Raw genomic sequence first — 25,025 nt, 5'->3', positions numbered from 1 at the left:
GATTATACTCTGTTATTACTTAAATACCACTTAAAAGTATAACAAATTTAATAATTTATTATATAATAGTGTTTTGATTTTTAATCTAATTTTAAAAGGAAAAGTTTTGTTTAGAACTTATGGGTTGCTTTTGCTCGTTTTTTATATCTCTGTTTTGAGCGGATGTGCGACTCTTAGTAGTGAACGCTCAAAAAGCATAACTCTGCTTATAAAGTCGAAAAATCTCAAAATAAACGACGCTGGATTTATACATTTTTATAAAAATTATACGAATTTACAAATATACGCAAGCGGAAAAAGTATATTGGATCTTCGCATAAAAGATCAAATTTGCGTAAACGGTGCTTGCGACGATAAACTGGTTTTTAATCAGAAATTCTTTTTAAGCTCTCATTACGCCGGACTTTTAGAAGATATTTTAAATCAAAATCCGATCTATTTCGGAGCTGATTTAGTAACTACTAGCTGTGGATTTGAGCAAATAATAAGTAAAATTTCAGTAGAATACAAAGTTTGTGACGGCAAAATGAGTTTTGTCGATCAAAAAAACGACATAAAAATTATCATGAAAGAGATTGATTGAAATACATAGGAGCGCACGTAAGTGCTAGTGGCGGAGTAAGCAATGCTCCATTAAATGCTAAAAGTATCGGAGCGGACGCATTTGCTTTATTTGTCAAAAATCAAAGACAATGGAGCGCAAAACCACTTACTAAATCAGAAATATCCTCTTTTAAAACGAATTTAAAAAATGCAAATATATCTTTAGAGCATATACTACCTCACAATAGCTATCTTATAAATTTAGGTCATCCAGATCCGCAGCAAAGGAAAAAAAGCATAGATGCGTTTTTAGATGAAATTTATAGATGCGATTTGCTTGATTTAAAGATGATAAATTTTCATCCAGGATCACATCTAAAAGAGATTGATGAAAACATCTGCCTTTCAAATATATCTAGTTCGATAAATTATATACTAGAAAACTCAAGCGGCATTAAATTAGTTATAGAAAATACGGCCGGTCAAGGCAGCAATATGGGTTTTAAATTTGAGCATCTAGGCTACTTGGTAAAAAACAGTTGCGATAAAAATCGCATCGGAGTTTGTATTGATACTTGCCATTTATTTTGTAGCGGATATGATATCAGAAGCAAGAGCGCTTATGAAAAAACCATGGACGATTTTGGTAAAATAGTTGGATTTGAGTTTCTTAGCGGTATGCATTTAAATGATAGCAAATGCGATTTAGCAAGCCGCAAAGATCGTCATGAAAGCCTTGGAAAAGGCTGTATAGGCTGGAGTGGATTTGAAAATATTATGAATGACAAAAGGATAGATGAGATACCTCTTATTTTAGAAACGATAGATAATAGTATATGGGCTGACGAGATCATAGCTCTTAGAAATTTAATAAAAGGAAATTGATGATAAATTTAAAAAGAGCTTTGTTGCTTGCAAGCTGTGCAAGTTTAGCAAATGCTGCTGGCTATAAAATACCAGAACAAAGTAGCGACGCCGTAGCTTTAAGTGCGTCAAACATAGCTTATAGTTTTGGCCCTGACGCAGCTTATTACAATCCTGCAAATATGATGTATTTTGAAGATAGTAGACACTATTTTGAAAATTCATTTTCATATATACATCTTGGCTCAAGCACGTTTAATCCACAATTTCCAAATGCACACAATTACGCCGTCTCATCTAAAAATGCAGATTTTTTAATACCTACTTTTAACTTTATATCTCCAGAATACATACCAAATTGGCGTTTTGGATTAAGCTTTGCCGTTCCATCGGGACTTGATATGAGATGGGTGGATAAATATCCGGCTTCTACGGCTAGATTATTTTCTCTTAGAGTATTTGAGATAAATCCTAGCGTAGCTTATAGAGTGAATGACAAGATTAGTATAGGAGCCGGAGCAAGGGCTATTTACTCTTATGGCAAGGTAGATACAAATCCTTATGGAATGGTATCTAATTCGTTTTTGCTAGAAGCAAATAGACATATAGACGGCAATGATTTAAGCTTTGGATGGAACGTTGCTGCTACTTATAGACCATTTTCAAATTTAAGTTTTGCTGCTACTTATAGATCGAAAGTCAATCTGGATTTAAAAGGCGATGCGAATATAGTTTCGAAAACTACTCCTAATTTATCCGCTTTAGCCGGATTTAACGGATTTTATAATGGCTCTGTCGATGTGAAAATTCCTCTGCCTGCTGCCCTAAATTTGGCTATGGCTTACAAAGTCAAAGATGTAACTTTTCTGGCCGCCTTGGAGAGAAGTTTTTGGTCGGAGTTGGTAAGTTTTAATTTTAATTATGCAACTAGAGTTCCTTCTGAGGAAGTTTTTGATCATCCAGTAGAGAAAAAATGGAAAGATTCAAACACATATAGATTTGGTATAGTATGGGATGTAAATGATAAATTAAGACTTATGAGCGGTTTTGCATATGATGAGAGTCCTAGCAATGTAAATTATATAGGTTTTGAATTACCTGATACTAGAGCATATATATATTCACTTGGTATTAATTATAAATTTAGAGACGATCTTGAGTTCGCAATCGGCTACTTGTATCAGCAAAGAAAAGATAGACATATAAATAAAGAAGATAACGTCGCTTCTTTTAATAATATAGTGGGAGAGATGGCAAACGGAGATGCGCAGATTCTAAATTTCGGTATAAAATATAGGTTTTAATCATGGAATACAAATTTAATAATTATTATGAGATGCTTATAAGCTCAGCGAACGAGCATCCAAAAAGTATAGCTATATTTGACGATAAAAAGAAGATTAGTTATGAAGAGTTGAGAAACAAAGTCGATATGTGTGCGGCTTTTTTGCAAAGTAACTCGATATCTTACTCAGATAAAGTCGCCATGATAGTTACAAATTCACCCGAATTTATAGTAGCATTTTTAGCAATAACATCTATAGGCGCAGTGGCTGTACCGATAAATACATTTTTAAAGAAAAATGAGTTTGAGTATATTTTAAATGATTGTGACGCAAAAATGCTTATCGTATCAAATTCGCATTTAGAAGAAATTTTAGGTTTAGAACGTAAAACAAATTTACGTAAGATAGCAGTTATCGGCGAATATGAAAATCCTAATGACAAATACACTTCATTTTATTTATATGAAGAGTTTTCGCCGTGCAAAATTAATCAAAACGTGAGTATAGACGATATATCTAGCATTATATATACTTCAGGAACAACAGGTCATCCAAAAGGTGCGGTTATAAGCTACAAAAATGTTTTTTCAAATTTAGTTGGTATAAATAGAATTTTTACGATCACCAACAAAGATAGATTTATCGTGTATTTGCCGATGTTTCATAGTTTTACTCTTACTGTGATGGTACTTTTGCCACTATTTAGCGCAAGCGCTGCTGTGATAGTAAAGTCGGTATTTCCGTTTTCAAATGTACTAAAACAGACGCTGTTAAAACGTGTAAGCGTATTTTTAGGAGTGCCTGCTATATACGCGGCTATGGCAAAAGCTAAAATTCCTTGGTATTTTAAGTGGTTTAACTCTATTAGATATTTTGTGTGCGGCTCAGCACCTCTTGCAAAACAGACTATTGATGATTTTGCAAAAATTTTTCCGCGCGCTCAGCTTTTAGAAGGTTATGGGCTTAGCGAGTGCAGTCCTTTAGTGAGCGTAAATCGTCCGGAACATAAAAAAATTTCAAGCGTCGGACTTCCTCTTGCGGAGTACAACGTAAAAATCGTAGATGATGAAATGATGGAAAAAAATATCGGTGAAGTTGGCGAGATAATCGTAAAAGGTGATAACGTTATGCAAGGATATCTAAATAATCCAGGCGCTACAGATGATACTATAATAAACGGCTGGTTAAGAACCGGAGATCTTGGAAAAATCGATGAAGATGGATTTTTATATATAGTTGATAGGTTAAAAGATCTTATCATATCAAAAGGACAAAATATCTATCCAAGAGAGATAGAAGAGATAATTTATAGATTAGAAGAGATAGAAGCTTGCGCCGTTATAGGTATAAAAGATGAGAGCGAAGATGAAGATGTAGTAGCTTTTGTGCAGTTAAAAGATGGTATAAATATAGAAGCCATAAAGATAAAAGAGTTTTTAAAGAAACATTTAGCAAATTTTAAAATACCAAAACATATATATTTTGCAGATGAACTTCCAAAGAACGCTGCCGGAAAAGTACTTAAGCGCGTCTTAAAAGATAAAGTAAAGGATAAATTAGGTTGAAGTATTTAAAAGATTTTTTAAACGATAATCGAAGCTCAGAGATATTTCAAATTCTAGAATGTGATAAGGACGAGCTAGAAATTTTGAAATACATGACGAGAAGTTTTATACAAGGCGTTAGCCAGATGAGTGTTTTTGATCTGTTAAATACGGTTTTTACAGATAAGGATTTTGGATATTTGGATTATATTTCAAATTTAAAAAATCTAATTGATTTGGGATATATCTCACAAAACTTTTCATTTTTTAAAGAAAATGCAAAACAAAAATCAAGCAGACTTAGTATGTTATACACCGAAGTTGAGTTAAGCGAGCTATTTTTAGTATTGCTTGAAGATGGTAAAGCTACTAGTCAAGTGCCACCAAATGAGCCTTATAACGATCATTTGGAATATTTGAAGGATCAGTTTTTAAGAATTGAACTATACCAAAAAAAGGTTAGCAATCATAGTCAAAACTCAAAAGCAAAGCTTGATAAAAAGATAGCCATCACCGAAAATCTCATAGAGCATCGCCTTAAAATAAGCAAAATTCCATTAGCCTGTGAGCAAATATTTAAAGAAAACAGCTTAAATTCAAAAGAGCAGGTCATCTTTCTAGCGCTTTTAAAAGAGGAATATAGCGGAGAATTTGAGGCTTTGCGCGATTTAAATACTCTTATAAGTTTAGTTAGCAAAGACGATATGGAGCGAATGAAAAGCAGAAGCTTGCTTGAAGATGGATCAAATTTGCTTGAAAGTGGACTTATAGATTATGATGAGGTATTAAATGCGTTTGGCAGCGTAAGCAGGAGTTTTTTTATTACTGAAGAGATTTTGCAGCTTATAATGCACCCTCAAAATTCCAAAAAAACAAAAAAATTAAAACTAGAGACTCTGGTTAAAGAGAGTGACATATTTGAACTTATAGAGCCAAATAGCGACTTGAACGACGTTGTTTTAAATGAGCAAACTAAAGAGCTTTTGGATGATATATTAAAACAAGTAGATAAAAAAGTACTAACTAGACTAAATACCTGGGGCATCAAATCAAGAAAAAGCGCTCAAGTGAAAGTGATTTTTTACGGAAGTCCGGGCACCGGAAAGACGATGAGTGCGTTAAGTCTTGCTAAAAGCCTTAAAAAACAAATTCTAAGCTTTGATTGTTCTAAGATTTTGAGTAAATACGTCGGCGAGAGTGAGCAAAACGTACGAAAGATATTTGATACGTATAAGGAAATTTGCTCAAAGACTAAAACAGAACCTGTTTTGTTGCTAAATGAAGCCGATCAGTTTCTTTCTACTCGTATAGAAACTAGCTCTGGAAGCGATAAGATGCACAATCAAATGCAAAATATATTTCTAGAGCAGATTGAAAAATTTGAAGGCGTTCTTATAGCTACTACAAATTTTATGCAGAGTCTGGATCACGCTTTTTCAAGGAGATTTGATTATAAAATTGAGTTTAAAAAGCCTGATTTTAAAGCTAGACTCGAAATTTGGAAAAGAGTGCTTCCGCAAAATGGTAGTTTTGAAAGCGGATTTAGCATAGAAAAGCTTGCTAAACATGCACTTAGCGGCGCCCAGATAATGCTTGTGCTTAAAAACGCCGCACTTAAAACAGCTATCAGCGAAGATGGAATTTTTACTATGAAGATATTTGAAAATGAGATAAAACGAGAGATTAGTTCCGCGTTTGATGAGGATAAAAGAGTAGGGCTTTTATAAATTTATTATATTGTATTGCGGACAAAATAAGTAATATAAATTTAATTAATACTATATTTTGTCCATCTGAATTTAACTACTTTTGCGTATGTGTTTAAATTTGAAAAAAATAGCTTTTAAAAGATTTTTCAAATTTTAATTGCTCTACTTTAAATTTATAATTTATCCATAATTCTTAAACGTTTTTTATATTTTATCTTAGCATCGTCTCTAAAAGTAGCTCTTACTTTGTCCATACCGATGTAAAACTCTTTCATCAGCACTACGCATAAATATCTTCCGAAATCAGTTAAAATTATCTCTTTGTCTATTATTTTGATGGCATTTGTAGTTTTTAAAAGTGTTATTTCTAAGTATAAATCAAGTTTTAAATTTACTTCGTTTTCGCGGTTAAATTTATCAATATTTATCTTTCCATCAAATAACTGCGTTAAAAAGAGATATCTTATTTTATCTCTTTTTTTAAATTTGCATTTTGCTATAATAGCACTTCTGTAGGCATTTACGCGTTCGCTATACTCATCAAGATTAAAAGCATTTATAAGAAGTTCGCCGTTTAAAAAACTAAAAGCACCGCTTCCTACTCCTACGTACTGGTTGCCCGTACCGACATATTCATCTTTTAAATTCGAGCTTTGTTTAGAAAACGACCAAGCATTATTTTGATAGTAATTTTTAAATTTAGAACATATTATCTCGTAAAATTCACGTTCATTATCTTTGCTGCTGTGACCTAAACTAGCTGCGATCTTATCTTTTGTTATATTTGATTTCATAAGCGGATAAAATGTAACTTGCTCGCTATCTATGGCGGTTGCTGTTTGTATATCATAAAGTAGTTCGTCTTTAGTTTGAAACGGAAAGTTAAATATCAGATCTATGCTTGTAATAGGAAGTATGCCGACTGCTTTTGATAATTTTTCTATAAGTAAATCTTTTGAGCCGAATTTAGAATATCTGGCTACTTTTTTTAGTATTTCATCGTTAAAACTTTGTACTCCTATACTAAGCCTATCAATAAGCCCCGAAAAGCATTTTAGATTGTTAGGTTCTATATGGTTTGGATCTGTTTCGCAAGAAATTTCGTTTATATTAAATAGTTTTTTTGCGTGTTCAAGCGTTTTTAAGAGCTCATTTTCATTTATAAGAGTCGTTCCGCCACCAACATACATAGAATGAAAGTCAAATCCTGCTTCTTTGATCTGTTCCATTTCAAGTCTCAAGCTGTAAAAATATTTTTTAGCCGCACTCTCATCATAATCATATTTATGAAACGAGCAAAACGGACAAAATGTATGGCAAAACGGCACATGTGCGTAGAGCATATATGTTTTGTTTGTGTCTGCTATTTTTGGCAGATTATTTTGTAATATATCAATATTTAGCCCATTATACAGCGATCTTTGCATTTTAAAATCCGCGTACTTTATAGCAAGATTCTGGGCTATGTTTGAAAAAGTCATAATATTATAATCCTTGCTAATAAAAATTAGCGTAGATTATAACATAATAAATATAAAATTAATATTTAAATTTAAGTAAAATTCCAGTTAATCCAGTTTAACTATCTCGCTAATCACTTCTACTAGCTCTTCTGCGCTGCCTATCTTTTCTAAATTTATCAGATATTTTCCTTTGATGATAAAAGCTGGAGTTCCATTTAATTTTGCTATTTCAAATCCATCGTCAAATCTTTGTATCTGTTTTTTGCCGGCGTCGCTTTTGGCATAATCTATGATATCTTGCACGCTTACATCTTTATTTAGTTGATTTTTTAATACGTCTATGGCAACTTGATAAAATGCATTTGCATCGTTATATCTTTTTCTTTGTTTGAAATTTGCTTCAAAATACGCTTTTAAAATTTGATGGAACGATGATTTAACGCTTAAAGAGTTTATACCGCTTTTTCCGTCTAGCATTTTTGCATATGCTAATACTTCAGCCATTTGGTAACCGTACTCGCCCATCTGTTTTACTTGCCACTCTTCGTATTTAAACTCCGGAAAAAACTCGGAAACAAATTTTAAAGTTCCATTTTTAAAGTGGTTATAGCAGTGGATACAGCCGTAACTTAATAATTCTATTATTTTATCGTCTGCGTTTGGAATTTGTTGAGCTTTGGTTAGTTTTATATATTCGGTTCCTTCTGTAGCCGCACTTAAAAAAGTAGATATCGCCAATGCTCCAATTAGTACTGTTTTTTTAAATTCGAAACCCATTTTTATCCTTTATTTTAAATTTTTAAAACTTAGCGGAAGCTCTAAATTTAAATCTTTTACAAGCTTTATAACATTTTAAAGCTCATCGATAGATTTGCTAGTAACTCTTACTTCTTCACCTCTTATACTTGCATTTACCTTGAGTTTTTCATCTTTTATAGCTTTTGTGATTTTTTTTGCATTTAAGCTATTTAAAGTATCGTTTAGTTTTAAACTGCATTTGGTATTTGCACCGCCTGCGCTCTCTCTTTTTAACTCGGTTATAGCAACAGGAGGAATCTCTCTTTTTATTAGTTTGCTCAAAACTATATCTTTTAAAGCATCTATTTTGCTATCGCTTGAGCTAATAAGAGTTATAGTTTTTTCTTTTTCGTTTAGCTCTATTTGGGCTTTTAAGCCTTTAAAGTCAAAACGGCTTGAAACTTCTTTTTTCGCTGTTTCAAGAGCATTTTTGACCTCCATAATATCTACGCTTGCGCTTATATCAAAGCTATGCTCATCAGCCATTTTTATCCTTTTATAAAATCTCTAATATTTTTTGCTACTAGCTCCACAAGGCATTTTCTAGCTTCTACGCTTGCCCATGCAATGTGCGGAGTGATGAGGAGTCTATTTTTGTTTTTTACGTTTAAAAACGGATGATCTTCTCTCATAGGCTCAGTTTCTAAAACATCGGTTGCAAAGTAGATATTTTTTTCATCAACTAATTTTGCAACGGCGTTTTCATCGACTATTCCGCCTCTACCCGAATTTACGATTATAGCACCGTCTTTTAAATTTGAAAGCACTTTTTCATCAAATAGGTTTTTTGTATTTGCATTTAGAGGTGCGTGTATGCTGATGATATCTGATTTTAGTAACTCATCAAAACTAACTTTTTGAAACTCATTACTACTGTTTTTACCGCTTGTTGAGTAGTAAGAAACTATGCAGCCAAAAGACTTTGCTACTCTTGCTACTTTAGTTCCGATGGTTCCTAATCCAACAACTGTGAATTTTTTTCCGCTTAACTCATAAATAGGATCATTTAAATGCACGAAAATAGGGCTTTTAGCCCAGCCGACTCTATCTTTGCAGTAGCTGTCGTAATACTTTGTTTGATTAGTTATTGATAAAAGATTTGCAAAAGTCTGCTGTACAACGCTATTTGTAGAGTAGCCAGCAACATTTTTAACGGCTATTCCTGCTTTAGCCGCAGCGTCAAGATCTACATTATTTACTCCGGTTGCAGTTACGCAGATGAGTTTTAAATTTAAAGAATTTATAACTTCTTGCGTGATTAAAACTTTATTTGTAAGTACTATATCGGCATCTTTTAATCTGTTTATGGTCTCATTTGGTGCAGTTTTAGGATAGCTGATAAACTCCCCAAACTCACTAAATACAGATTTTAAATCAATATCGTTTCCAAGCGTGTCGGCATCTAAGCATACTATTTTCATATTTTATCCTTTTTTGTTTCTATCACAATTATATCAAAAAACTCTTATAACTATAATTGTTTATAAAAATTTTATCCATAACATGAAATTATAGTAACATTTTGATACGGATCACTTCCAGCGACTGAAAATATCGTGTTTTATTTCAAGAGTATCTAGCCACTTTCCTATCACGAAGTTTTCCATATCTTTAAGACTTTTTATCTCGGAATAATACCCTATAATAGGCGGCGCTATGATAACTCCAAGTGTTGCTAAATCCGCCATTTGTCTAAGACTGATAGCAGATAAAGGCATTTCTCTTACGCCTAAAATAAGTTTTTTATGCTCTTTTATCATAACTGCAGCTGCTCTTAAAATCAGATTATCACTGATGCTAGAAGCTATTTTGGCTAAAGAGTTTATGGAGCAAGGTGCGATTATCATATTTTCAAATTTAGACGAACCACTAGCCGGAGCAGCCCAAATTTCATTATTTGAATAAATTCGTATATTTTTATCGACTTTTTCGTTAAATCCCTCTTTTTGCATAGAGATCAACGCATTTTCGCTGATAATCATATGCGTATCATTTTCCAAGCTAGCAATAGCATTTGCTAGTTTGATTCCTAGATGAGCACCGCTAGCACCGCTTATAGCTACTAAAGTTTTCACTATTTTATCACGTGTCCTACAAATTTAGAGTAGTTATCAAGCACTAATCCACCTTTTCTAAATCCAAGTGCCGAACCTTCAAATGCAAAAAATAGTCCGGCTTGATAGCTATTTTCTTTACTATCTTTATTAAAATCTGCAAATTCTTGATATAAAAACTTTCCGTTTGCATATTCTCCGTCTGTTTCAAGCTCAGTTTCGCCGTTTTCATTTATAATGCTTATATTTGCTCCTTCTCTGGCTAAAAACGGTTTTTTGACCTGTTTTTTGCCTTTTAACGGTTCAAAACTACTTTCTAATAAAAGCGGGTGATTTGGGTATAGATCCCAAAGTATTTTCATGATGCCTTTGCTTTGAAATAAAAGCGTATAGGCTGGATTTAGGATAATTGCTTTTTGATTTTCGATAATATTTTTTAAGATAAGTGCTAACTCACCTTCTTCTACCGCGATATTTTCCCATGGGATTAGTTTGAACCAATATTCGTAATTTTCCCCATTGTAAGAAATTCCGTTTTCATCACTGAAATCTACTTGATTAGCAAAGGCAAATTCGGTTTTAAATCCTGCGTCTATAGCCGCGCTTTGTAAAAGTCTTGTTGTATTTTCATCTTCTATGTTGTTTGCTATTGAACTAAATAATATCCCCCATCCTTCATAATACTCGTCAAATTTACTAGTATCTTCTTCAAGAGTTATTAGCCTGCGAAAATTCTCTACTAAGCTATCGTATAGATCATTAAACTGCGCCTCTTCATCCATACCGTTAAACTTAAGCATAGCCCACTGGACTATAGCTGTTTCAAACAGGCTAGTTGGCGTATCTGCGTTAAACTCAATGAGTTTTATCTGTTTGCCGTCAAGTCCTCCGGCAAGATCAAATCTCCCATAAAGATGCCAATGCACATCATTTTCCCAACTATGTTTTATCGTATCGATAAGATTAAAAGGAATTCCTAGCTCGTGAAAAAGATTGTTATCGATAACATATTGAGCTGCTGTTACATACATATCATATAACTCATTTGCAGCTTTATAGTATGCTTCGCACTCATCTTGACTCACGACTACTAACTCATCTGCTACGTATGGAGTGTTGTCTGGATCTGTATGCCAGCTAAAGCCGATACTTTCTAAATACTCATTATCTAATGCTTTTATACTTTTTAAATTCATAATATCCCTTAATTATTTTATAAACTATTACTGATTTTTGCAGCTTTGCTAAGGAGTTTATCGCGCTCTTTCTCGTCAACATTTCCATACATAAGTTGAGTCATAATCTGCATAAAATCAAAAACCTTAAACATCTCTTCATCGTTTTTTGCTATACTTTTTAGCTCATTCATCTTGTTTTCAAGTTCATCAAGTTTCGCAGAACTTTCATCTAAGAGTTTAGAAAAGCTATTATCTTTGTTAAATTTATTAGTTATGTTTATATAGCTATTAAAAATAGATTTCAACTCATTTACGGCTTGCATATTTTCTCCTTTAAATTTTGAGAATATCAAGCAAATTCTAAGCCAAATTTAAATCACAAATATCAGCCGCCGCTCGTTGTAGAAGTTGAACTGCTAGTTGCTGCTTTATTTCCTCCGAAAAATCCACTTTTACCGGCGTTTGCTTTGGAGCTAGCTGCTGCAGTGCCGGCTTTATTGAAGCTGTTTACGCTTCTGTTATAAGCTGATGGATTTTTATACGCGCCTTGACGCTGATTTTGATAGCCAGGTGAGTTAAATAGCTTACTTCCTATCCAGCTTCCTATGATTGCGCCAGCCGCACTAGCTAAAATAGTTTCTCCAAGGCTCATACCGCCTCCGCTTACACTAGCGTTTTGATTTGTTAGTCCGCTAGTTCCGGCATCTATTTTGGCATTTTCTTCTTGCATAAGCTTATCGAGTTCGTTTTGGCTTAAAAGTCTTTCGCTTATAGCTCCGTCGGCACCCGGCTCTCTTAAAAATACTCTTGTTTCATTGCTTGGGAATTCGTCTGCTATTTTATAGCTTCCATCGCTATTTTTTTCGATAAATACTGTTGCGCCTTGTTTTTGGCTAGCTTCTTGCACTGCCGAACCTCCACTGCTTTGTTCGGTATTTCCGCATGCCGCTAAACCAAATATAAGTATAGCTCCAACGCCGCTGATTTTGCTTATCTCTTTTAATGTTTTTATATGTTTCACATTTTCTCCTTTACTTTTTCATAACTAAGTCCGGCTTTTATATATATAACTCCATTTTCTAGCTTTGAAAGTTTGCCTTTTTTCACACATTTTAGCAGATAATTTTGAAGTTTTTTTAACTTTTTAGGTTTTATTTTTAAATTTAATAAAAAATCACTCAAAGTTATCCAATTTTTATCTTTTATCTCTTCGTATTCTACATCTATTGCTAATGGTTTTTGCGTTTGCGAAGGTAAATTTAATGAGTTTTCTAACATTTGCAAAAATCTTTTTAGTCTTTCGTCGCTGTTTTTATAGATCTCTTTTATCTCTTCATTTTTGGCTAGTAAAAGCTGCTCTTTTTCTTTAAAAATTCTATCTTTATCCGCAGATAACCGCTTATTTATCTCTTTGAGGTTTTCGATTTGAGAGAGTAAAAAATTTGTGAATTCATCTTGATTTTTCGTTTTTATAGTTTTGTTAGAAGGTTTCTTTACTGTTTTATCATCTAAAATAACATATTTAACTCCGTTAATCTCTTCGCTTTTTAAAGAGTTTCTACGAATTCTATTATAAACGGCCTCTTTTGTGATACCCAAAATTTCAGCTGCTTCTTTAATAGAAACCTTCATTTTTCGCCTTCGGAGTTATTTTAGTTAAATATTATAATTAAATTTATCTAAAATCTTAGTTAAACTTAGTCTTGGCTATTTTTTGCTAGCATAGCTATTTTAAAATTTTTAAAGGCAGATAAATGCTTATAGCCGCTTTTATATTTTTAATCACTATGGTTTTAGTTATATGGCAGCCAAAAGGTTTTGGAATCGGCACTTCAGCCGTTTTAGGAGCTGCTATGGCTTATATGTTTAATGTGGTTAGTGTTGATGATATTTTAGAAGTCGTAAGTATAGTTTGGGACGCGACTTTAACGTTTATCGGAATAATTTTATTTTCAATGGTTCTTGATAAGATAGGTTTTTTTGAGTGGAGTGCTCTTTTTGTTGCAAAACTTGCTAAAAATAGTGCGAAAAAGATGTTTATTTACTTGATTTTGCTCGGAGCTTTTGTTTCGGCTCTATTTGCAAATGACGCTGCTGCGCTTATTTTAACACCTATAATACTTGCCAAAATGAAAATTTTAAAACTAAATTTAAAAACCATAACCGCGTTTTTGTTATCAGGTGGATTTATCAGCGACGCAGCTTCTCTTCCTTTTGTCTTTTCAAATTTAACAAATATAATTACGGCAAACTACTATAAAATCAGCTTTTCAGCATATATGTATGATATGAGTTTTGCATTTATTGCTAGTGTTATAACTTCTACTTTGTTTTTATGGCTGATTTTTAGGCGAGATATACCGAAAAGCGTAAACGCAAGCCTATTAAAAGAACCAAAAACAGCTATAAAAAGCGTTAAACTTTTTAAGTTTAGCTGGATATTTTTAATTATGCTTTTATGTGGTTATTTTTTAGGAGATTTTTTAGGACTTCCGGTGAGTTTGTTTGCTCTTGGAGGAGCTATTATATTTTTATGCGTAGCGGCAAAATCAAAAGTGGTAAGTGCAAAAGATCTACTAAAAACTGCTCCTTGGCAGATAGTGTGGTTTAGTATAGGTTTGTATGTTGTTGTTTTTGGACTTAAAAATGCAGGATTGTTGGAATTTGTTAGGGGTATTTTGGTTTATTTTAGCTCATTTGGGGAATTTTCTTTTGTGATGGCTAGTGGATTTCTTTCGGCTATTTTAAGCGCTGTTATGAATAATTTACCGGCTATCATGATAATGGATATTTCTCTTGATGGTATATCGAGTAAGGCTGCGATTTATGCAAATATAATAGGCTCGAATGTAGGAGTAAAACTAACTCCGTTTGGCTCTTTGGCTACATTGCTTTGGCTTTTTATACTGCAAAAAAACGGTATTCGTATAAGTATAAAAAGCTTTTTTAAATTTAGTTTTATGATAACTCCTCCAGTGCTTTTTGTTGTTTTAATTAGCATATATATCTGGGTTAGCTAGTTTTATCGAAAATCAATCTGCCGCACTCAAGCATAAGTATTCTATCAAAATACTCTTTTGCTATAAATTTATCATGCGTTATAAATATCATTGCGGTTTTATGAAGAGTTTTATAGTGCATAAGAGTATGCATTATCTCGCTTTTTAGTCTCTTATCGAGCGCGCTTGTGACTTCATCTAAGATCAGAATTTTTGGTTTTATCAGCATAGCTCTAGCGATACCAAGCCTTTGTCTCTCACCTCCGCTAAGCTCTTTTGGAAATCTATCTAAAATAGAATAAGGCAGCTTTGCGTCACTTAAAATATGCTCAAATTCATCTTTTTTATCTATCTTAAAACGTTTTAAAACGCTTATTAATAGATCTTTTACGCGCTTTGATGGATTTAGTGCGGTTAGCTGATCTTGAAATACGTATTGAATATTTTGTCTGAACTCTGCATTTTTTAAATTTAATATATCCTTTCTGTTATAAATTATGCTTCCTCTGTTGATACTCTCTAGCCTAGCTATGCATTTTGCAAGTGTACTTTTTCCGCTTCCGCTAGCCCCCATAAGAGCTACGCTTTCTCCGCTTTTTAGATAAAAGCTGATATCTTTTAAAACTTCAGTTTTACCATATGATTTTTTTAAATTTATAATTTCTAAGCTCATGAAAAATATCCTATTTTATCTCCGAAATACGTCATACGTCCGTCTTCTAAAACTAGTACTTCATCGCATAGTGTAAATGCTAAATTTTCATCGTGAGTTATGACTACTTTTTGTATATTTAGTCTTAAAAGTATTTCTATAACTCTGTTTGTATTTGTTTCATCAAGCGAGCTGGTAACTTCATCAAGTAGAAGTATTTTGGCATCTAATGCTAAATTTAGAGCGATTTGAACTCTACTAGCGATCCCTCGGCTAAGTTCGTACGGATACATTTCCCACACTTGTTTTGGTATGTGTAATTCATCAAAAATTTGATTAGCCGAGCTTGCATTATTTTTTAAAACCGTTTTAAACGTATCTTTTATCTTGAGATATGGATAAAAGCAGCTTATACAGTCTTGAAATATATAAGCAGGTTTTTCATCTGTTTGCAGTTTAGCATAATCGGCTTTTACGTTATTTGGCAAAATAGAGCAGATGGCTTTACAAAGCGTACTTTTTCCGCTTCCGCTGCTACCTAAGATTGCTAAATTTGAGTTTGAGATAAAACTGATATTGTGTAAAATTTGAGTATTCTTAGCTTTTATGTTTAAATTTAAAACCTCAATCATATTTTTGCACTCTTTCTCCAACTAGCATCAGCGATAAAATAGTAACGAAAATAGCCAATCCTGGTGTCAAAACAAGCCACCAAGCACCTGTAAATATCGCTTTTGCGGCTTCATTTAGCATATTTCCAAGACTAGCTTCGCCAACCATAAGCCCAAGCCCAAAAAAACTAAGCAGCGCTTCTGTGCTTATGGCATGAGCACAGATATTTATAAATATCACAAATACGCTATTTTTAGCCACCGGTAAAATTTCATAAAACATAATCTCAAATCGCTCGGCACCAAGAACTTTTGCGTTTAGTATAAACTCGTTTTTGCTTATGCTTAAAAACTCATCATGTATCACTTTTGCACCGCTTCCAAAGGAAAATATCGCCAAAAGTAAACTTATAGTAAAAATATTAAATCCTTTATCGATAAATGCACTAAATAGCAGTATAAATAGTAAATTAGGCAGAGATAAAAACGCATCTAAAAAACGCATTAAAAAAGTTTTTACGATTTTTGGCGAATTAAGCGCCAAAAAAGCAAAACCAAAAGCAAAAATTATGGCAAAAACTCCGCTTAAAAGTCCTATAAAAATTGAATTTCTAAATGCAAATAAAATCCTAGAAAGCTCATCTCTTCCTAAAAAATCCGTACCTAAAATATTTTTTAAATTTGGAGCTAATTTTATAGCGTTTAAATTTACTTCATTTGGATCAAACGGTGCAAACATCGGTAAAATTATTATCAATCCCAAAAAAATAGTCGTATAAATAGTAATTTTTTTCATTGCTAAAATCTCGGATTTAATATTTTGGCTGATATTTCGACTATTAAATTTATAAAAACTACAAAGATAGTGCTTAAAAGTATGATGATGAGTGCTAATGGATAATCTTTGTCCAAAAGTGCGTTTATGGTCGTATTCCCAAGTCCTCCGATGGAAAAAACGGTTTCTACGACATAAGTTCCACTTAAAATCACCGCGGAGTTTGCGCCGAAATAACTTATAACAGGCAATAATGAGTATCTTAAAACAAGTTTTAGATAAATATCTTTTTTATCGACTCCCCAAGATCTGTAGCTAGTAACAAAAGGTTCTTTCAAGGCTTCTAAAACAGTAGTTCTAACTAGTCTGATATATATGGCAAGATGAGATAAACTAAGAACTAAAATCGGAAGTATCATATGATGTGCTAAATCTATAAAATTCCCCTGGGTTCCTATATCATATGCTCCTGAACTAGGAAAAATTCCTAAAATAACACTAAAAAACATTATAAAAATAAGACTCAGCCAAAAACTAGGAACGCTAAAAAACGATAAAGTTATTATCATAACTATTTTATCAAATAAAGAACCTTGAAAAATAGCGCTAAGACCTCCTAAAATTACGGCTAAAACAAAGCTAAGAAAAAAACTTATTGTGCCAAGAATGAGAGTACAAGGAAGCCTGTCTTTTATGATATCTATAACTTTTTCTCCGCTTATAAAGCTAAATCCAAAGTCGCCTCTTATAAAATTTAAAAACCATTCAAAATATCGCACCATTAGAGGTCTATCAAGTCCTAAATTAGCTAAGATTCTCTCTTTTAAAGCTGGATTTAAGGCTTGAATGTTGTCTCCATAAAGTCCTGATACGATATTTCCACTAGAAAACTCTATCATTATAAATATAAATAAGCTAAAAATACAAATGAGAAAAATAGTCTGGACTGCTCTTTTAGCAGCAAATATCCACACTAATTTTTACTCCACTCTTCTATATTATGAGTAAATCTGGCTCCATGATGACCAAGAATAGTAGGCTTAATACCGCTTATTTTGCCGCTGTACGCTAATGGATATTGCAAATAAACTAAAAATGCAAACGGCGGATCTTCATGTAAGGCGTTTATAAATTTAGAATACCATAGTTTTCTCTCTTCTGTCTTATCTGTCGTTCTAGCTTTTAAAAGTGTTTCATCAACCGTTTTATCGCTATAATGATTGTAATTCCAACCGTTTTCATTTTTGGCGGCGTCCATTTTAGAGCTAAATACTCTATAAGTTTGCACATCAGGATCAAGCGGACTTCCCCAGCCGATAATGAAACTATCTACTTTATCTATCTCAAATGCTCCGTGATTTTTAGCTATAGCTCGAGCTTTTATGCCGATTTTAGATAATTCGCTTTGGATGATGTTGGCAAGTGTTACTCTGAACGGATCGCCATTAAATGCATAGATATCAAACTCAAGTCGTTTCCCGTTTTTTTGTAAAACCTTGTTTTTTAGCTCCCAGCCATCATTTGCTAAGATCTCTTTAGCTTTTTCTATGTTGTATTCATATATTTTTGCGTTTTTATCGTTTGCCCAGCTTTTTTGTATAGGATTATTAGCGCTAAATCCATATCCATGAAGTATTTTCGTAGCGATCAATTCCCTGTCTATAGCATAATTGATAGCTTGTCTTACGGCCAAAGATTTTAGTATTTCATTATCAAAATTAAACATCAAAGCCCTATAATCAGCACTATCTAGTTTCATGATTTTGATATTTTTATCATTTTGCAACTCTTTTACTAAATTTGATTCTATAAGAGCCACGTCAAGATCGCCTCTTTTTATCTCATATGTTCTTATATTGTAATCAGGCACGATTTTAAGAATTACTTTATCTGCTTTTGGCTTACCTCGGTAAAAGTCTTTGTTGGCTTCAAAACTTATATAGCTGCCTTTTTGCCATTTTTTAAATTTAAATGGACCGGTGCCGATCGGATTTTGATTAAATTTATCACTATTTATATCTTTGCCATCTAAAATATGTTTTGGTAAAACTCCTATGCTAAGCGCATCAAGAAGTGGTGGAAACGGTGATTTTAACATGATTTTTAACTCATATTTATTTATGACTTCTACACTTTGAACCTCTTCAAAACTCGCTTTAGCAGGAGCATTTAGTTTATCATTTAGTGCTTGTTCTATAGTAAATTTAACATCTTCGGCGCTAAATTTTTCTCCATCGTGCCAAAGTGCATCATCTCTTAAGTAAAACGTCCAGACAAGACCGTCTTCGCTTACTTTCCAGCTTTTTGCCAAGTCTGGTTCGATTTTCATATCCGGAGTAAATTTGGTAAGTCCGCTAAATACAAAATCAAGAGCGGTATCGTGATCTTCATCAAATAGCGGATTTATGCGCGATGTTTCGTTTTCTATACCGATTACTATCGTATCTTTTGGTGTTGCGGCAAAAATATTAATAGCTAATAAACTTGCTAAAATGAGATTTCTAATCATAATGTTTCCTTGTGTTGATTGGTAATATTGATTGTATTTTAATATTATCTTACTTAAATATATATTAGATAATTTTATTTAATATATAAATTTAGAAGAATTTTTAAATTTGATTGTATTTTAAATTTAGTTTATTATTTTAAGCGATAAACTATCGGTACGGATAATCTAGCATCTTCATTTAGCGCTGGGAACTCTTTTGAAGCTATTTTTATAGTTTCCATAGCACTTAAATCTAGTAGCTCATAACCTGAACTTTTGCTTACTTTTAGGTCCTTTAAAATACCTCTTTTTAGCCATAAAAACTCTACCCAAACCTCTCCGCTCATTCTCATTCTTCTTGCTTGTCTGGGGTAAAAACCTGCTTTATCGATAGCAGCTTTAATCTCTTTTAAATGAGGATTATCACTTTTACCGTATGTAAGAGTTTGAATCGTGTTTTTAGGTGCGATATTTGTTTGAGATGGTGAAATACGCGGGATTTGTTCGATGTTTTGTATATCTGCTGTTTTGGCTGTTTCTACTTTGTGCGTAAATTCGGTTTTTATCTGTTTATTGATATGTTTTTGTATCTTTTTAACCGTTTTTTTAATAGGTTTTGGTTTTATAGGCTCTATTTTATCTACCGTAGGTTCTGCTATATGAGGTATATCAGGAGTCGGCATAGGCGAGTTTTGCACAGGTGGAGCTATGAAGTCTTGCATACTTAGTACGAAACTCTCTTCTTTATGGTTTTGAAACTCTAACCTTAAAATCGAAGTAGCTTGGTAAAACAATAAAACAATAGGTAAAAATATAATAGATGATATGAAAAATGCTTGAGTTTTATGGTTAAAATATGTGCGAATAAGCTCTCTCATTGCTCTTTTTCCGTAACTATCTGAAATTTATCGTGTCCTTTTAGCTTCAAGCTGTCCACTATCACGACAAAACTGCTAAATTTAGCGTCTTTATCACTTTTTAGCTCAACTAAAGTGTCTGGATTTAATGTTTGAATTCTATTTTTTAGATCTTCTACACTTGCTTCATTTTCGTCTAAATAAAATTTGTTATCTTTATCTATTATTATAGAAAGTCTATTTTTATCGTCTTCTAAGCTTCGTGCAGATTGGCTTTGCGGAAGATCTACTTTTATCTTTCCTTGAGCTATAAACGTAGATATACTAAGCACTATTGCTAATAAAACTAGGATAATATCAATAAACGGAATGATATTTAAACCCTCATTTTTAGGCAATTTTATCATTAGATTTCCTTGTTTTATACCTGTTGATTACCAAATTTACTTTTCTTAAAAGAGCATTGTAGGCTATCAAACTAGGAATAGCGACAAAAAGTCCAAGAGCTGTAGCTTTAAGAGCCAAAGATAGACCTGAAACTACAGATTTTACGTCGATATTTCCAGCTAAGCTCATATCGTAAAATGTGATCATAATGCCTATAACTGTACCTAAAAGTCCTACATATGGAGCATTAGAATATATGATATAAAGCGTGGTTAAATTTTCACTTATACTATCTTCTAAATCTTCTTGATTGTTATATTCATTTATATCTATTTTATTTAAAAATAATACTCTTTCTATAACACACCAAATAGCTATAAAAGCCATTAATCCAAGTATGATAAAGATGATTAAATCGATATATTGCTTTAGAAATTCCATTTTTTACTTTCTTAAATATTTTTTGTAATTCGAGCATTATAATAAAAACAAACTAAATTTATAATTAATATCATTATATTATATATAGGCATAATTTTGATTTTATTTTATATAGTAAATTAATTTTGATATTTATTATTGTAATTAAGTATAAATTAATAGATATTTTTATAATATTATATTCTTATTTAATTAATTTTATAATAAAGGATATATATGCAAAAAACCATATTGAGTTTTTGTGTTGCTGCTTATCTATGTAATTCTCTAATAGCAGATGATATAAAAGAATTAGAACATTCTATTATTAGTGCTTCTGGATTTTCCCAAGATATCAAAGAAGCGCCGGCTACTATAAACGTTATTGATAAAAAAGCACTACAAAGCAAACCGTATCGTGATATCGCCGAAGTTATATCGGATATTCCGGGAGTTGATCTATATGCTAGTAAAGGTAAAACCGGAGCTTATAATATCACTATGCGCGGGATAACTGGCTATACGTTAGTTCTCATAAACGGCAGACGTCAAAGCGTTGGCGGCGAGATAGGTCCAAATGGTTTTAGTGAAGTTTCAAATGCTCTTTTACCGCCGCTTTCTAGTATAGAAAGAATCGAAGTCATAAAAGGTCCTATGTCTACTTTATATGGATCTGAGGCTCTTGGCGGCGTTGTAAATATAATTACAAAAAAAGTAGGCGATAAGTGGGGAGCATCTTTTAGCCTAGATACTATGATAAATGAAGATAGTAGCTGGGGAAATACTTATGGAACCGGTATTTATGCTAGTGGTCCATTATTAGATAATAAATTAGGATTAGATCTTCGTTTTAGAAACTCATATAGAGAGCAGTCAAAGGTTGAATTTACAAACGGTTTTGGTCAAAGAGTAGCAGGAGATCAAGCTCAAAGTCCTACTAGGGCAAATACATTTAATATAGGAGCTAAATTTAACTATTTAGTGGACGATAGAAATAGTATTATATGGGATATAGACTACTCTAAAAATCACTATAATAATAAAAATAGTGAAATAGGAACTCTCACGAAAAAAAATCCAAACGGAAGCCTTACTGGCGGATATACGCCTACTATGGATATATCAAAGATAGTTACATATCTTGCTCACGAAGGCATATATGATGCATTTACTTTAAATTCGGCTGTGCAGTATAATCGCGTTACAAATGACGGAAGAGAGGTTGTGGGTCAGCCAACTCAAGCGTTTCTCGGTCAAAATAGAGATATAAAAGCCGAAGATTTTATGCTAGATACTAAAGCAGTTGTTCCTATAGGAAATGGAAATATATTAAGTGTCGGCGCCGAGTATCGCCTTGAAAAAATGCATGATAAAATAGCAAATCCAACGAGTTTTGATCAATATATGCTCGCTGTTTATGCAGAAGATGAGATAACAATCTTAGAAAATTTGCTTTTAACTTTAGGCGGTAGATATAACCATCATGAAATATTTGGCAATAACATATCTCCAAGAGCATATCTAGTTTATAACGCTACTGATAATTTAACGTTAAAAGGCGGCGTTTCTACTGGTTTTAAAGCTCCATATGCAAATAGACTAATTGCCGGAGAGTATAACTTTAGCGGTCAAGGAAAATATCCCGTATATGGAAATCCGAATTTAAAAGAGGAAACTTCTGTAAATTATGAATTTGGTGCAATTTATGATACTGGAATATTCAGCACGTCTTTAACCGGATTTTTAACCACGTTTGAAGATAAAATTTCAAGTAAAACTTATAAAACAGGTCAATCCGTTCCTAGTATAGGAGTGTGTGGCGCGGCTCGCTGCTTACAAGCTATAAATCACGGTGAAGTAGAGTACAAAGGTTTAGAGTTTGCAGCAGGAGTAAAGCCGATAAAAGATTTAAATATTGATCTTTCATGGACATATACAGACAGCGAAGTTAAAGATAGCATAGATAGTACCAGCATAGGAAAACCAGAGATCAACAGTCTAAAACACAATATAGTCGCAAAAGCATCTTATATGATATTTAATAAATTTACGCCTTGGATAAAAGGCGAATATCAAATAGACAGATATATGGGAGATTCAAATTTAAATCGAGAATATTATAAAAATATATTTTTAGCTTCGGTAGGTATGCGTTATGATATAAATAAAAATTGGAATGTAAATTTAGGTATTTATAATCTGCTAGATAAAGATTTTACGGATAGTTACGAGTCTTATACTAGTGCAAATACGCAAACGTGGGTAAATACTTATAATAGAATAGAAGAAGGCAGAAGATTTTATCTATCTTTAAACGGTAATTTCTAGATTTTGCGTTATTAAAATTATATTAAATCAGACATGTTTGGCTTGTTGTTAAATTTAAGCCAAACTTTTATTGAATTTATATTTTATATCAAAAAATAGATTGTAACCGAGATAAAATTTGATTGAATTTAAAAAGTGTAATTATGATAATATCTAAACATAAGGAGAAAGTAATGGAATTTCTAGGACTCATTCTAGCATTTATTGCTGTATTTTTGATCTACAAAAAACCGCAAAAAGAGAAATTCGCTTTTGGAATTTTTGTTATTGCTTGGGCTATGGCTGCTATTATGTATATAGCTCATGTTTCGAGTATTTTACCAAATATTAATCTCTAAAGGAGCAACTATGCGAAATACAAAAACATTTTATCTGCTATTTTCATTAGCGGCAATAGGTATTTTAGCGCTTCCGGTCGGGATTGCTAATTTTATTTTCGGATATATTCTTGGCGATTCGCCTTGCACACTTTGTTGGGGTCAGCGTCAAAGCATGATATATATCTCGGTTGCGGCTTTGTTTGTTTTGAGATATGGATTTAAGCCAAAATATTTAGCTATGATACTTATTATCACTGCAGTTGGTTTATGGGAGAGTTTTTATCATTTAGGAAATCACGCATTAGAAGATGTTGGACAGGGATTTGGCGTAGCGATTTTAGGTTTGCATACGCAGTTTTGGGCTGAAGTTGTATTTTGGGCTGTAGTGTTTTTGTTGGGAGTTATATTATTTTTCGCTCCAAATTTAAAAGAATTTGAAGATGAAGCCTATAAATTTAGAAAATTAACAAGTGCAAACATAGTCGCCTTTTGGGTATTTTTTATAGTTATCGTTTCAAATATCGTGCAAGCATTTATTTCTACAGGACCGCCGCCGTTTTTAGGTCAAGGAGATCCGGTTCGATATAGTTGGAATAGCAAATATACAATTTGGTCTGCCGATGGATGGAAAGATATGAGATTCCCGACTAATTTTCTTGGAAAAAGAGATGTCAATTTTCCTGATCTCGCTCTTGACGCATCTGAGGATTTTGAATTTGATAGCGACTACTCAAATTCGCCTCTTGTTGTAGAAGAGGAGTTAGAAATCATCGATAAAAAAATCAGCTCTTTAAATTTAAACTCACCTATAAGTGATTTAAATTATCAAAATGATAATATGCTCGTATCTACAGAAGAATACGGTTTATATATAACAGATAAAGATCTTGCGAATATAAGCTCGCATTTAGTTCTAGATAAATATTTTTCTGCTACTGTTGAGAAATTTGCCGGAGCAAATTTCGTAGGCGATAATATACGCATTATGGGAATAAACAAAACCAGCGTTGATGTCAAGCCAAATCCATCTGCAAATAAAGTAGCAAATTTTCGATATTTTTTAGAAGGAGCAGATAAATTTGATGAAATCAGTAGATATAGACTCAAAACTAGCAGAGCTAAAAACTACTATGTGTTAACATCTAGAAGTGATAAAAAACATACGTACATGATAACTGTGCCAAATAACAAGTATAAAGAACTAATAGTTGTTTCCGCTTTAAATAGCGATAAAGGATTATCTGCTGAGTTCATTCCCGAGCTTGGAGATAATGTGAAATTAAAAGATGCAAGAAGCTTAGGTGAGCTCTATATTTCGGCATTAGCCATAAAAGACGATATGCTTTACGCCGCAAGTAAAGCTTACAATACTTTGTTGTTAATAGACCCAAAAGATCAGATCATAACTAAAGCTTATGGTTTTCCAAAAGATATTTTAAATATCCGTGCTATGACGTTTGTAGATGATAAAATTTTGATTTCAAGTTATGAAAACGGTAAAGATGTTCTTTATACGTTGGAGTTTTGATCTCTGATAAGATTAAGAGATAAAACCGGATAATAAATTTGAGCTTAATAAAAGCTCAAATTTAACCCGGTTAGAATTTCTTTTTATTGACTTCGTTAAATACTTCGTTTGCTATACTCTCCACCTCATTAGTTATCTTATTACTATTTTGAGCTATAGTGACATTTTGTTTAGTCTGCTCATCTACCGTAGCAACAGCTTCATTTATCTGGTTAATT

Annotated in this window: 25 protein-coding genes and 1 pseudogene; 9 read left to right on the top strand and 17 right to left on the bottom strand. The window is 32.7% G+C overall.

Annotated features, from left to right (window positions below):
• The first annotated feature begins 106 nt into the window (after positions 1-106).
• From RVY88_RS01900 to RVY88_RS01880, 5 genes are read left to right on the top strand one after another with little or no spacing between them, the layout of a single operon-like run.
• Complete coding sequence (locus RVY88_RS01900) at positions 107-583, top strand: hypothetical protein (RefSeq protein ID WP_162167416.1); 477 nt, start codon at positions 107-109, stop codon at positions 581-583.
• Complete coding sequence (gene nfo / locus RVY88_RS01895; RefSeq protein ID WP_002850743.1) at positions 580-1,428, top strand: deoxyribonuclease IV; 849 nt, start codon at positions 580-582, stop codon at positions 1,426-1,428. The genes RVY88_RS01900 and nfo overlap by 4 nt, the downstream gene beginning before the upstream one ends.
• The gene (locus tag RVY88_RS01890) at positions 1,428-2,711 is read left to right on the top strand and encodes an OmpP1/FadL family transporter (protein ID WP_002850742.1); all 1,284 of its coding nucleotides are present in this window, start codon (positions 1,428-1,430) and stop codon (positions 2,709-2,711) included. The genes nfo and RVY88_RS01890 overlap by 1 nt, the downstream gene beginning before the upstream one ends.
• Before the next feature lie 2 nt (positions 2,712-2,713).
• Complete coding sequence (locus RVY88_RS01885; RefSeq protein WP_162167415.1) at positions 2,714-4,258, top strand: fatty acid--CoA ligase; 1,545 nt, start codon at positions 2,714-2,716, stop codon at positions 4,256-4,258.
• On the top strand, positions 4,255-5,964 hold the full coding sequence (locus tag RVY88_RS01880) for an ATP-binding protein (protein WP_011732304.1): 1,710 nt from the start codon (positions 4,255-4,257) through the stop codon (positions 5,962-5,964). The genes RVY88_RS01885 and RVY88_RS01880 overlap by 4 nt, the downstream gene beginning before the upstream one ends.
• A 155-nt stretch (positions 5,965-6,119) precedes the next feature.
• Here RVY88_RS01880 and RVY88_RS01875 read toward each other — a convergent pair whose 3' ends face one another.
• From RVY88_RS01875 to RVY88_RS01835, 9 genes and pseudogenes are all read right to left on the bottom strand, one after another.
• A complete protein-coding gene (locus RVY88_RS01875) occupies positions 6,120-7,427 on the bottom strand; it encodes a coproporphyrinogen III oxidase family protein (protein ID WP_010401553.1) in 1,308 nt (435 codons plus the stop codon).
• Positions 7,428-7,514: 87 nt separating this feature from the next.
• Positions 7,515-8,186, bottom strand: a complete 672-nt coding sequence (locus tag RVY88_RS01870; protein ID WP_162167414.1) for a disulfide isomerase — start codon at positions 8,184-8,186, stop codon at positions 7,515-7,517.
• A gap of 9 nt (positions 8,187-8,195) precedes the next feature.
• Positions 8,196-8,693, bottom strand: a pseudogene (locus RVY88_RS01865) (YajQ family cyclic di-GMP-binding protein).
• A gap of 2 nt (positions 8,694-8,695) precedes the next feature.
• Positions 8,696-9,628: a D-2-hydroxyacid dehydrogenase gene (locus RVY88_RS01860; protein WP_002850739.1), complete on the bottom strand. Its 933-nt coding sequence runs from the start codon at positions 9,626-9,628 to the stop codon at positions 8,696-8,698.
• A 111-nt stretch (positions 9,629-9,739) separates the two neighbouring features.
• On the bottom strand, positions 9,740-10,282 hold the full coding sequence (locus tag RVY88_RS01855) for a UbiX family flavin prenyltransferase (protein ID WP_002850738.1): 543 nt from the start codon (positions 10,280-10,282) through the stop codon (positions 9,740-9,742).
• A complete protein-coding gene (locus RVY88_RS01850) occupies positions 10,282-11,460 on the bottom strand; it encodes a glutathionylspermidine synthase family protein (RefSeq protein ID WP_024305178.1) in 1,179 nt (392 codons plus the stop codon). Before RVY88_RS01850 ends, RVY88_RS01855 begins: the two co-directional genes overlap by 1 nt.
• Before the next feature lie 14 nt (positions 11,461-11,474).
• The gene (locus RVY88_RS01845; protein WP_038454246.1) at positions 11,475-11,762 is read right to left on the bottom strand and encodes a hypothetical protein; all 288 of its coding nucleotides are present in this window, start codon (positions 11,760-11,762) and stop codon (positions 11,475-11,477) included.
• A gap of 62 nt (positions 11,763-11,824) precedes the next feature.
• On the bottom strand, positions 11,825-12,460 hold the full coding sequence (locus RVY88_RS01840; protein WP_065844837.1) for a UPF0323 family lipoprotein: 636 nt from the start codon (positions 12,458-12,460) through the stop codon (positions 11,825-11,827).
• Positions 12,457-13,071 carry a hypothetical protein gene (locus tag RVY88_RS01835; RefSeq protein WP_011732303.1) on the bottom strand — a complete coding sequence of 205 codons (615 nt, stop codon included), beginning with the start codon at positions 13,069-13,071 and terminating at the stop codon, positions 12,457-12,459. The genes RVY88_RS01840 and RVY88_RS01835 overlap by 4 nt, the downstream gene beginning before the upstream one ends.
• Positions 13,072-13,193: 122 nt before the next feature.
• Between RVY88_RS01835 and RVY88_RS01830 the strand changes: the two genes are divergently transcribed.
• On the top strand, positions 13,194-14,459 hold the full coding sequence (locus tag RVY88_RS01830; RefSeq protein WP_002850734.1) for an arsenic transporter: 1,266 nt from the start codon (positions 13,194-13,196) through the stop codon (positions 14,457-14,459).
• Here the strand turns inward: RVY88_RS01830 and RVY88_RS01825 are convergent.
• The 8 genes from RVY88_RS01825 to exbB form a co-directional block, all read right to left on the bottom strand.
• Positions 14,452-15,111 (bottom strand): dipeptide/oligopeptide/nickel ABC transporter ATP-binding protein, encoded by a 660-nt coding sequence (locus tag RVY88_RS01825; RefSeq protein WP_011732302.1) that lies wholly within the window; start codon positions 15,109-15,111, stop codon positions 14,452-14,454. The two genes, RVY88_RS01830 and RVY88_RS01825, sit on opposite strands and share 8 nt — an antisense overlap.
• Positions 15,108-15,722 carry an ATP-binding cassette domain-containing protein gene (locus tag RVY88_RS01820; protein WP_162167413.1) on the bottom strand — a complete coding sequence of 205 codons (615 nt, stop codon included), beginning with the start codon at positions 15,720-15,722 and terminating at the stop codon, positions 15,108-15,110. The genes RVY88_RS01825 and RVY88_RS01820 overlap by 4 nt, the downstream gene beginning before the upstream one ends.
• The gene (locus RVY88_RS01815; protein ID WP_317051249.1) at positions 15,715-16,497 is read right to left on the bottom strand and encodes an ABC transporter permease; all 783 of its coding nucleotides are present in this window, start codon (positions 16,495-16,497) and stop codon (positions 15,715-15,717) included. Before RVY88_RS01815 ends, RVY88_RS01820 begins: the two co-directional genes overlap by 8 nt.
• A gap of 2 nt (positions 16,498-16,499) precedes the next feature.
• Positions 16,500-17,450 (bottom strand): ABC transporter permease, encoded by a 951-nt coding sequence (locus RVY88_RS01810; protein ID WP_162167411.1) that lies wholly within the window; start codon positions 17,448-17,450, stop codon positions 16,500-16,502.
• A complete protein-coding gene (locus tag RVY88_RS01805; protein ID WP_162167410.1) occupies positions 17,450-18,985 on the bottom strand; it encodes an ABC transporter substrate-binding protein in 1,536 nt (511 codons plus the stop codon). The genes RVY88_RS01810 and RVY88_RS01805 overlap by 1 nt, the downstream gene beginning before the upstream one ends.
• A gap of 134 nt (positions 18,986-19,119) precedes the next feature.
• The gene (locus RVY88_RS01800) at positions 19,120-19,845 is read right to left on the bottom strand and encodes an energy transducer TonB (RefSeq protein ID WP_081303743.1); all 726 of its coding nucleotides are present in this window, start codon (positions 19,843-19,845) and stop codon (positions 19,120-19,122) included.
• Positions 19,842-20,231, bottom strand: coding sequence for a TonB system transport protein ExbD (exbD, locus tag RVY88_RS01795; protein ID WP_042960538.1), 390 nt, complete (start codon positions 20,229-20,231; stop codon positions 19,842-19,844). The genes RVY88_RS01800 and exbD overlap by 4 nt, the downstream gene beginning before the upstream one ends.
• Entirely contained in the window at positions 20,215-20,652 is a 438-nt protein-coding gene (gene exbB, locus RVY88_RS01790; RefSeq protein ID WP_002850727.1) for a TonB-system energizer ExbB, read from the bottom strand. The genes exbD and exbB overlap by 17 nt, the downstream gene beginning before the upstream one ends.
• A 216-nt stretch (positions 20,653-20,868) precedes the next feature.
• Here exbB and RVY88_RS01785 point away from each other — a divergent pair, with 216 nt between their 5' ends.
• The 3 genes from RVY88_RS01785 (at position 20,869) to RVY88_RS01775 (ending at position 24,807) form a co-directional block, all read left to right on the top strand.
• Positions 20,869-22,959 carry a TonB-dependent receptor domain-containing protein gene (locus tag RVY88_RS01785; RefSeq protein WP_317051248.1) on the top strand — a complete coding sequence of 697 codons (2,091 nt, stop codon included), beginning with the start codon at positions 20,869-20,871 and terminating at the stop codon, positions 22,957-22,959.
• A gap of 173 nt (positions 22,960-23,132) precedes the next feature.
• Positions 23,133-23,297 carry a hypothetical protein gene (locus tag RVY88_RS01780; RefSeq protein ID WP_202930987.1) on the top strand — a complete coding sequence of 55 codons (165 nt, stop codon included), beginning with the start codon at positions 23,133-23,135 and terminating at the stop codon, positions 23,295-23,297.
• Positions 23,298-23,307: 10 nt separating this feature from the next.
• Complete coding sequence (locus RVY88_RS01775) at positions 23,308-24,807, top strand: disulfide bond formation protein B (RefSeq protein WP_002850725.1); 1,500 nt, start codon at positions 23,308-23,310, stop codon at positions 24,805-24,807.
• The last annotated feature ends 218 nt before the right edge of the window (positions 24,808-25,025 follow it).

The organism is Campylobacter sp. TJR-1, from assembly GCF_032840035.1.
Lineage (GTDB): Bacteria > Campylobacterota > Campylobacteria > Campylobacterales > Campylobacteraceae > Campylobacter > Campylobacter fetus.
This window is presented reverse-complemented; position numbering and strand designations above follow the sequence as displayed.

Bases quoted from the DNA above. Each gene is read 5' to 3' on its own strand.
- RVY88_RS01860 (WP_002850739.1), bottom strand. From the start codon at position 9,628: ATGAAAATAGTATGCTTAGATGCCGACACGCTTGGAAACGATATTGAT.
- RVY88_RS01870 (WP_162167414.1), bottom strand. From the start codon at position 8,186: ATGGGTTTCGAATTTAAAAAAACAGTACTAATTGGAGCATTGGCGATA.
- exbB (WP_002850727.1), bottom strand. From the start codon at position 20,652: ATGGAATTTCTAAAGCAATATATCGATTTAATCATCTTTATCATACTT.
- RVY88_RS01785 (WP_317051248.1), top strand. From the start codon at position 20,869: ATGCAAAAAACCATATTGAGTTTTTGTGTTGCTGCTTATCTATGTAAT.
- RVY88_RS01780 (WP_202930987.1), top strand. From the start codon at position 23,133: ATGGAATTTCTAGGACTCATTCTAGCATTTATTGCTGTATTTTTGATC.
- RVY88_RS01890 (WP_002850742.1), top strand. From the start codon at position 1,428: ATGATAAATTTAAAAAGAGCTTTGTTGCTTGCAAGCTGTGCAAGTTTA.
- RVY88_RS01815 (WP_317051249.1), bottom strand. From the start codon at position 16,497: ATGAAAAAAATTACTATTTATACGACTATTTTTTTGGGATTGATAATA.
- RVY88_RS01820 (WP_162167413.1), bottom strand. From the start codon at position 15,722: ATGATTGAGGTTTTAAATTTAAACATAAAAGCTAAGAATACTCAAATT.
- RVY88_RS01800 (WP_081303743.1), bottom strand. From the start codon at position 19,845: ATGAGAGAGCTTATTCGCACATATTTTAACCATAAAACTCAAGCATTT.
- RVY88_RS01825 (WP_011732302.1), bottom strand. From the start codon at position 15,111: ATGAGCTTAGAAATTATAAATTTAAAAAAATCATATGGTAAAACTGAA.
- RVY88_RS01775 (WP_002850725.1), top strand. From the start codon at position 23,308: ATGCGAAATACAAAAACATTTTATCTGCTATTTTCATTAGCGGCAATA.
- RVY88_RS01875 (WP_010401553.1), bottom strand. From the start codon at position 7,427: ATGACTTTTTCAAACATAGCCCAGAATCTTGCTATAAAGTACGCGGAT.
- RVY88_RS01845 (WP_038454246.1), bottom strand. From the start codon at position 11,762: ATGCAAGCCGTAAATGAGTTGAAATCTATTTTTAATAGCTATATAAAC.
- RVY88_RS01835 (WP_011732303.1), bottom strand. From the start codon at position 13,071: ATGAAGGTTTCTATTAAAGAAGCAGCTGAAATTTTGGGTATCACAAAA.
- RVY88_RS01885 (WP_162167415.1), top strand. From the start codon at position 2,714: ATGGAATACAAATTTAATAATTATTATGAGATGCTTATAAGCTCAGCG.
- RVY88_RS01805 (WP_162167410.1), bottom strand. From the start codon at position 18,985: ATGATTAGAAATCTCATTTTAGCAAGTTTATTAGCTATTAATATTTTT.
- exbD (WP_042960538.1), bottom strand. From the start codon at position 20,231: ATGATAAAATTGCCTAAAAATGAGGGTTTAAATATCATTCCGTTTATT.
- RVY88_RS01830 (WP_002850734.1), top strand. From the start codon at position 13,194: ATGCTTATAGCCGCTTTTATATTTTTAATCACTATGGTTTTAGTTATA.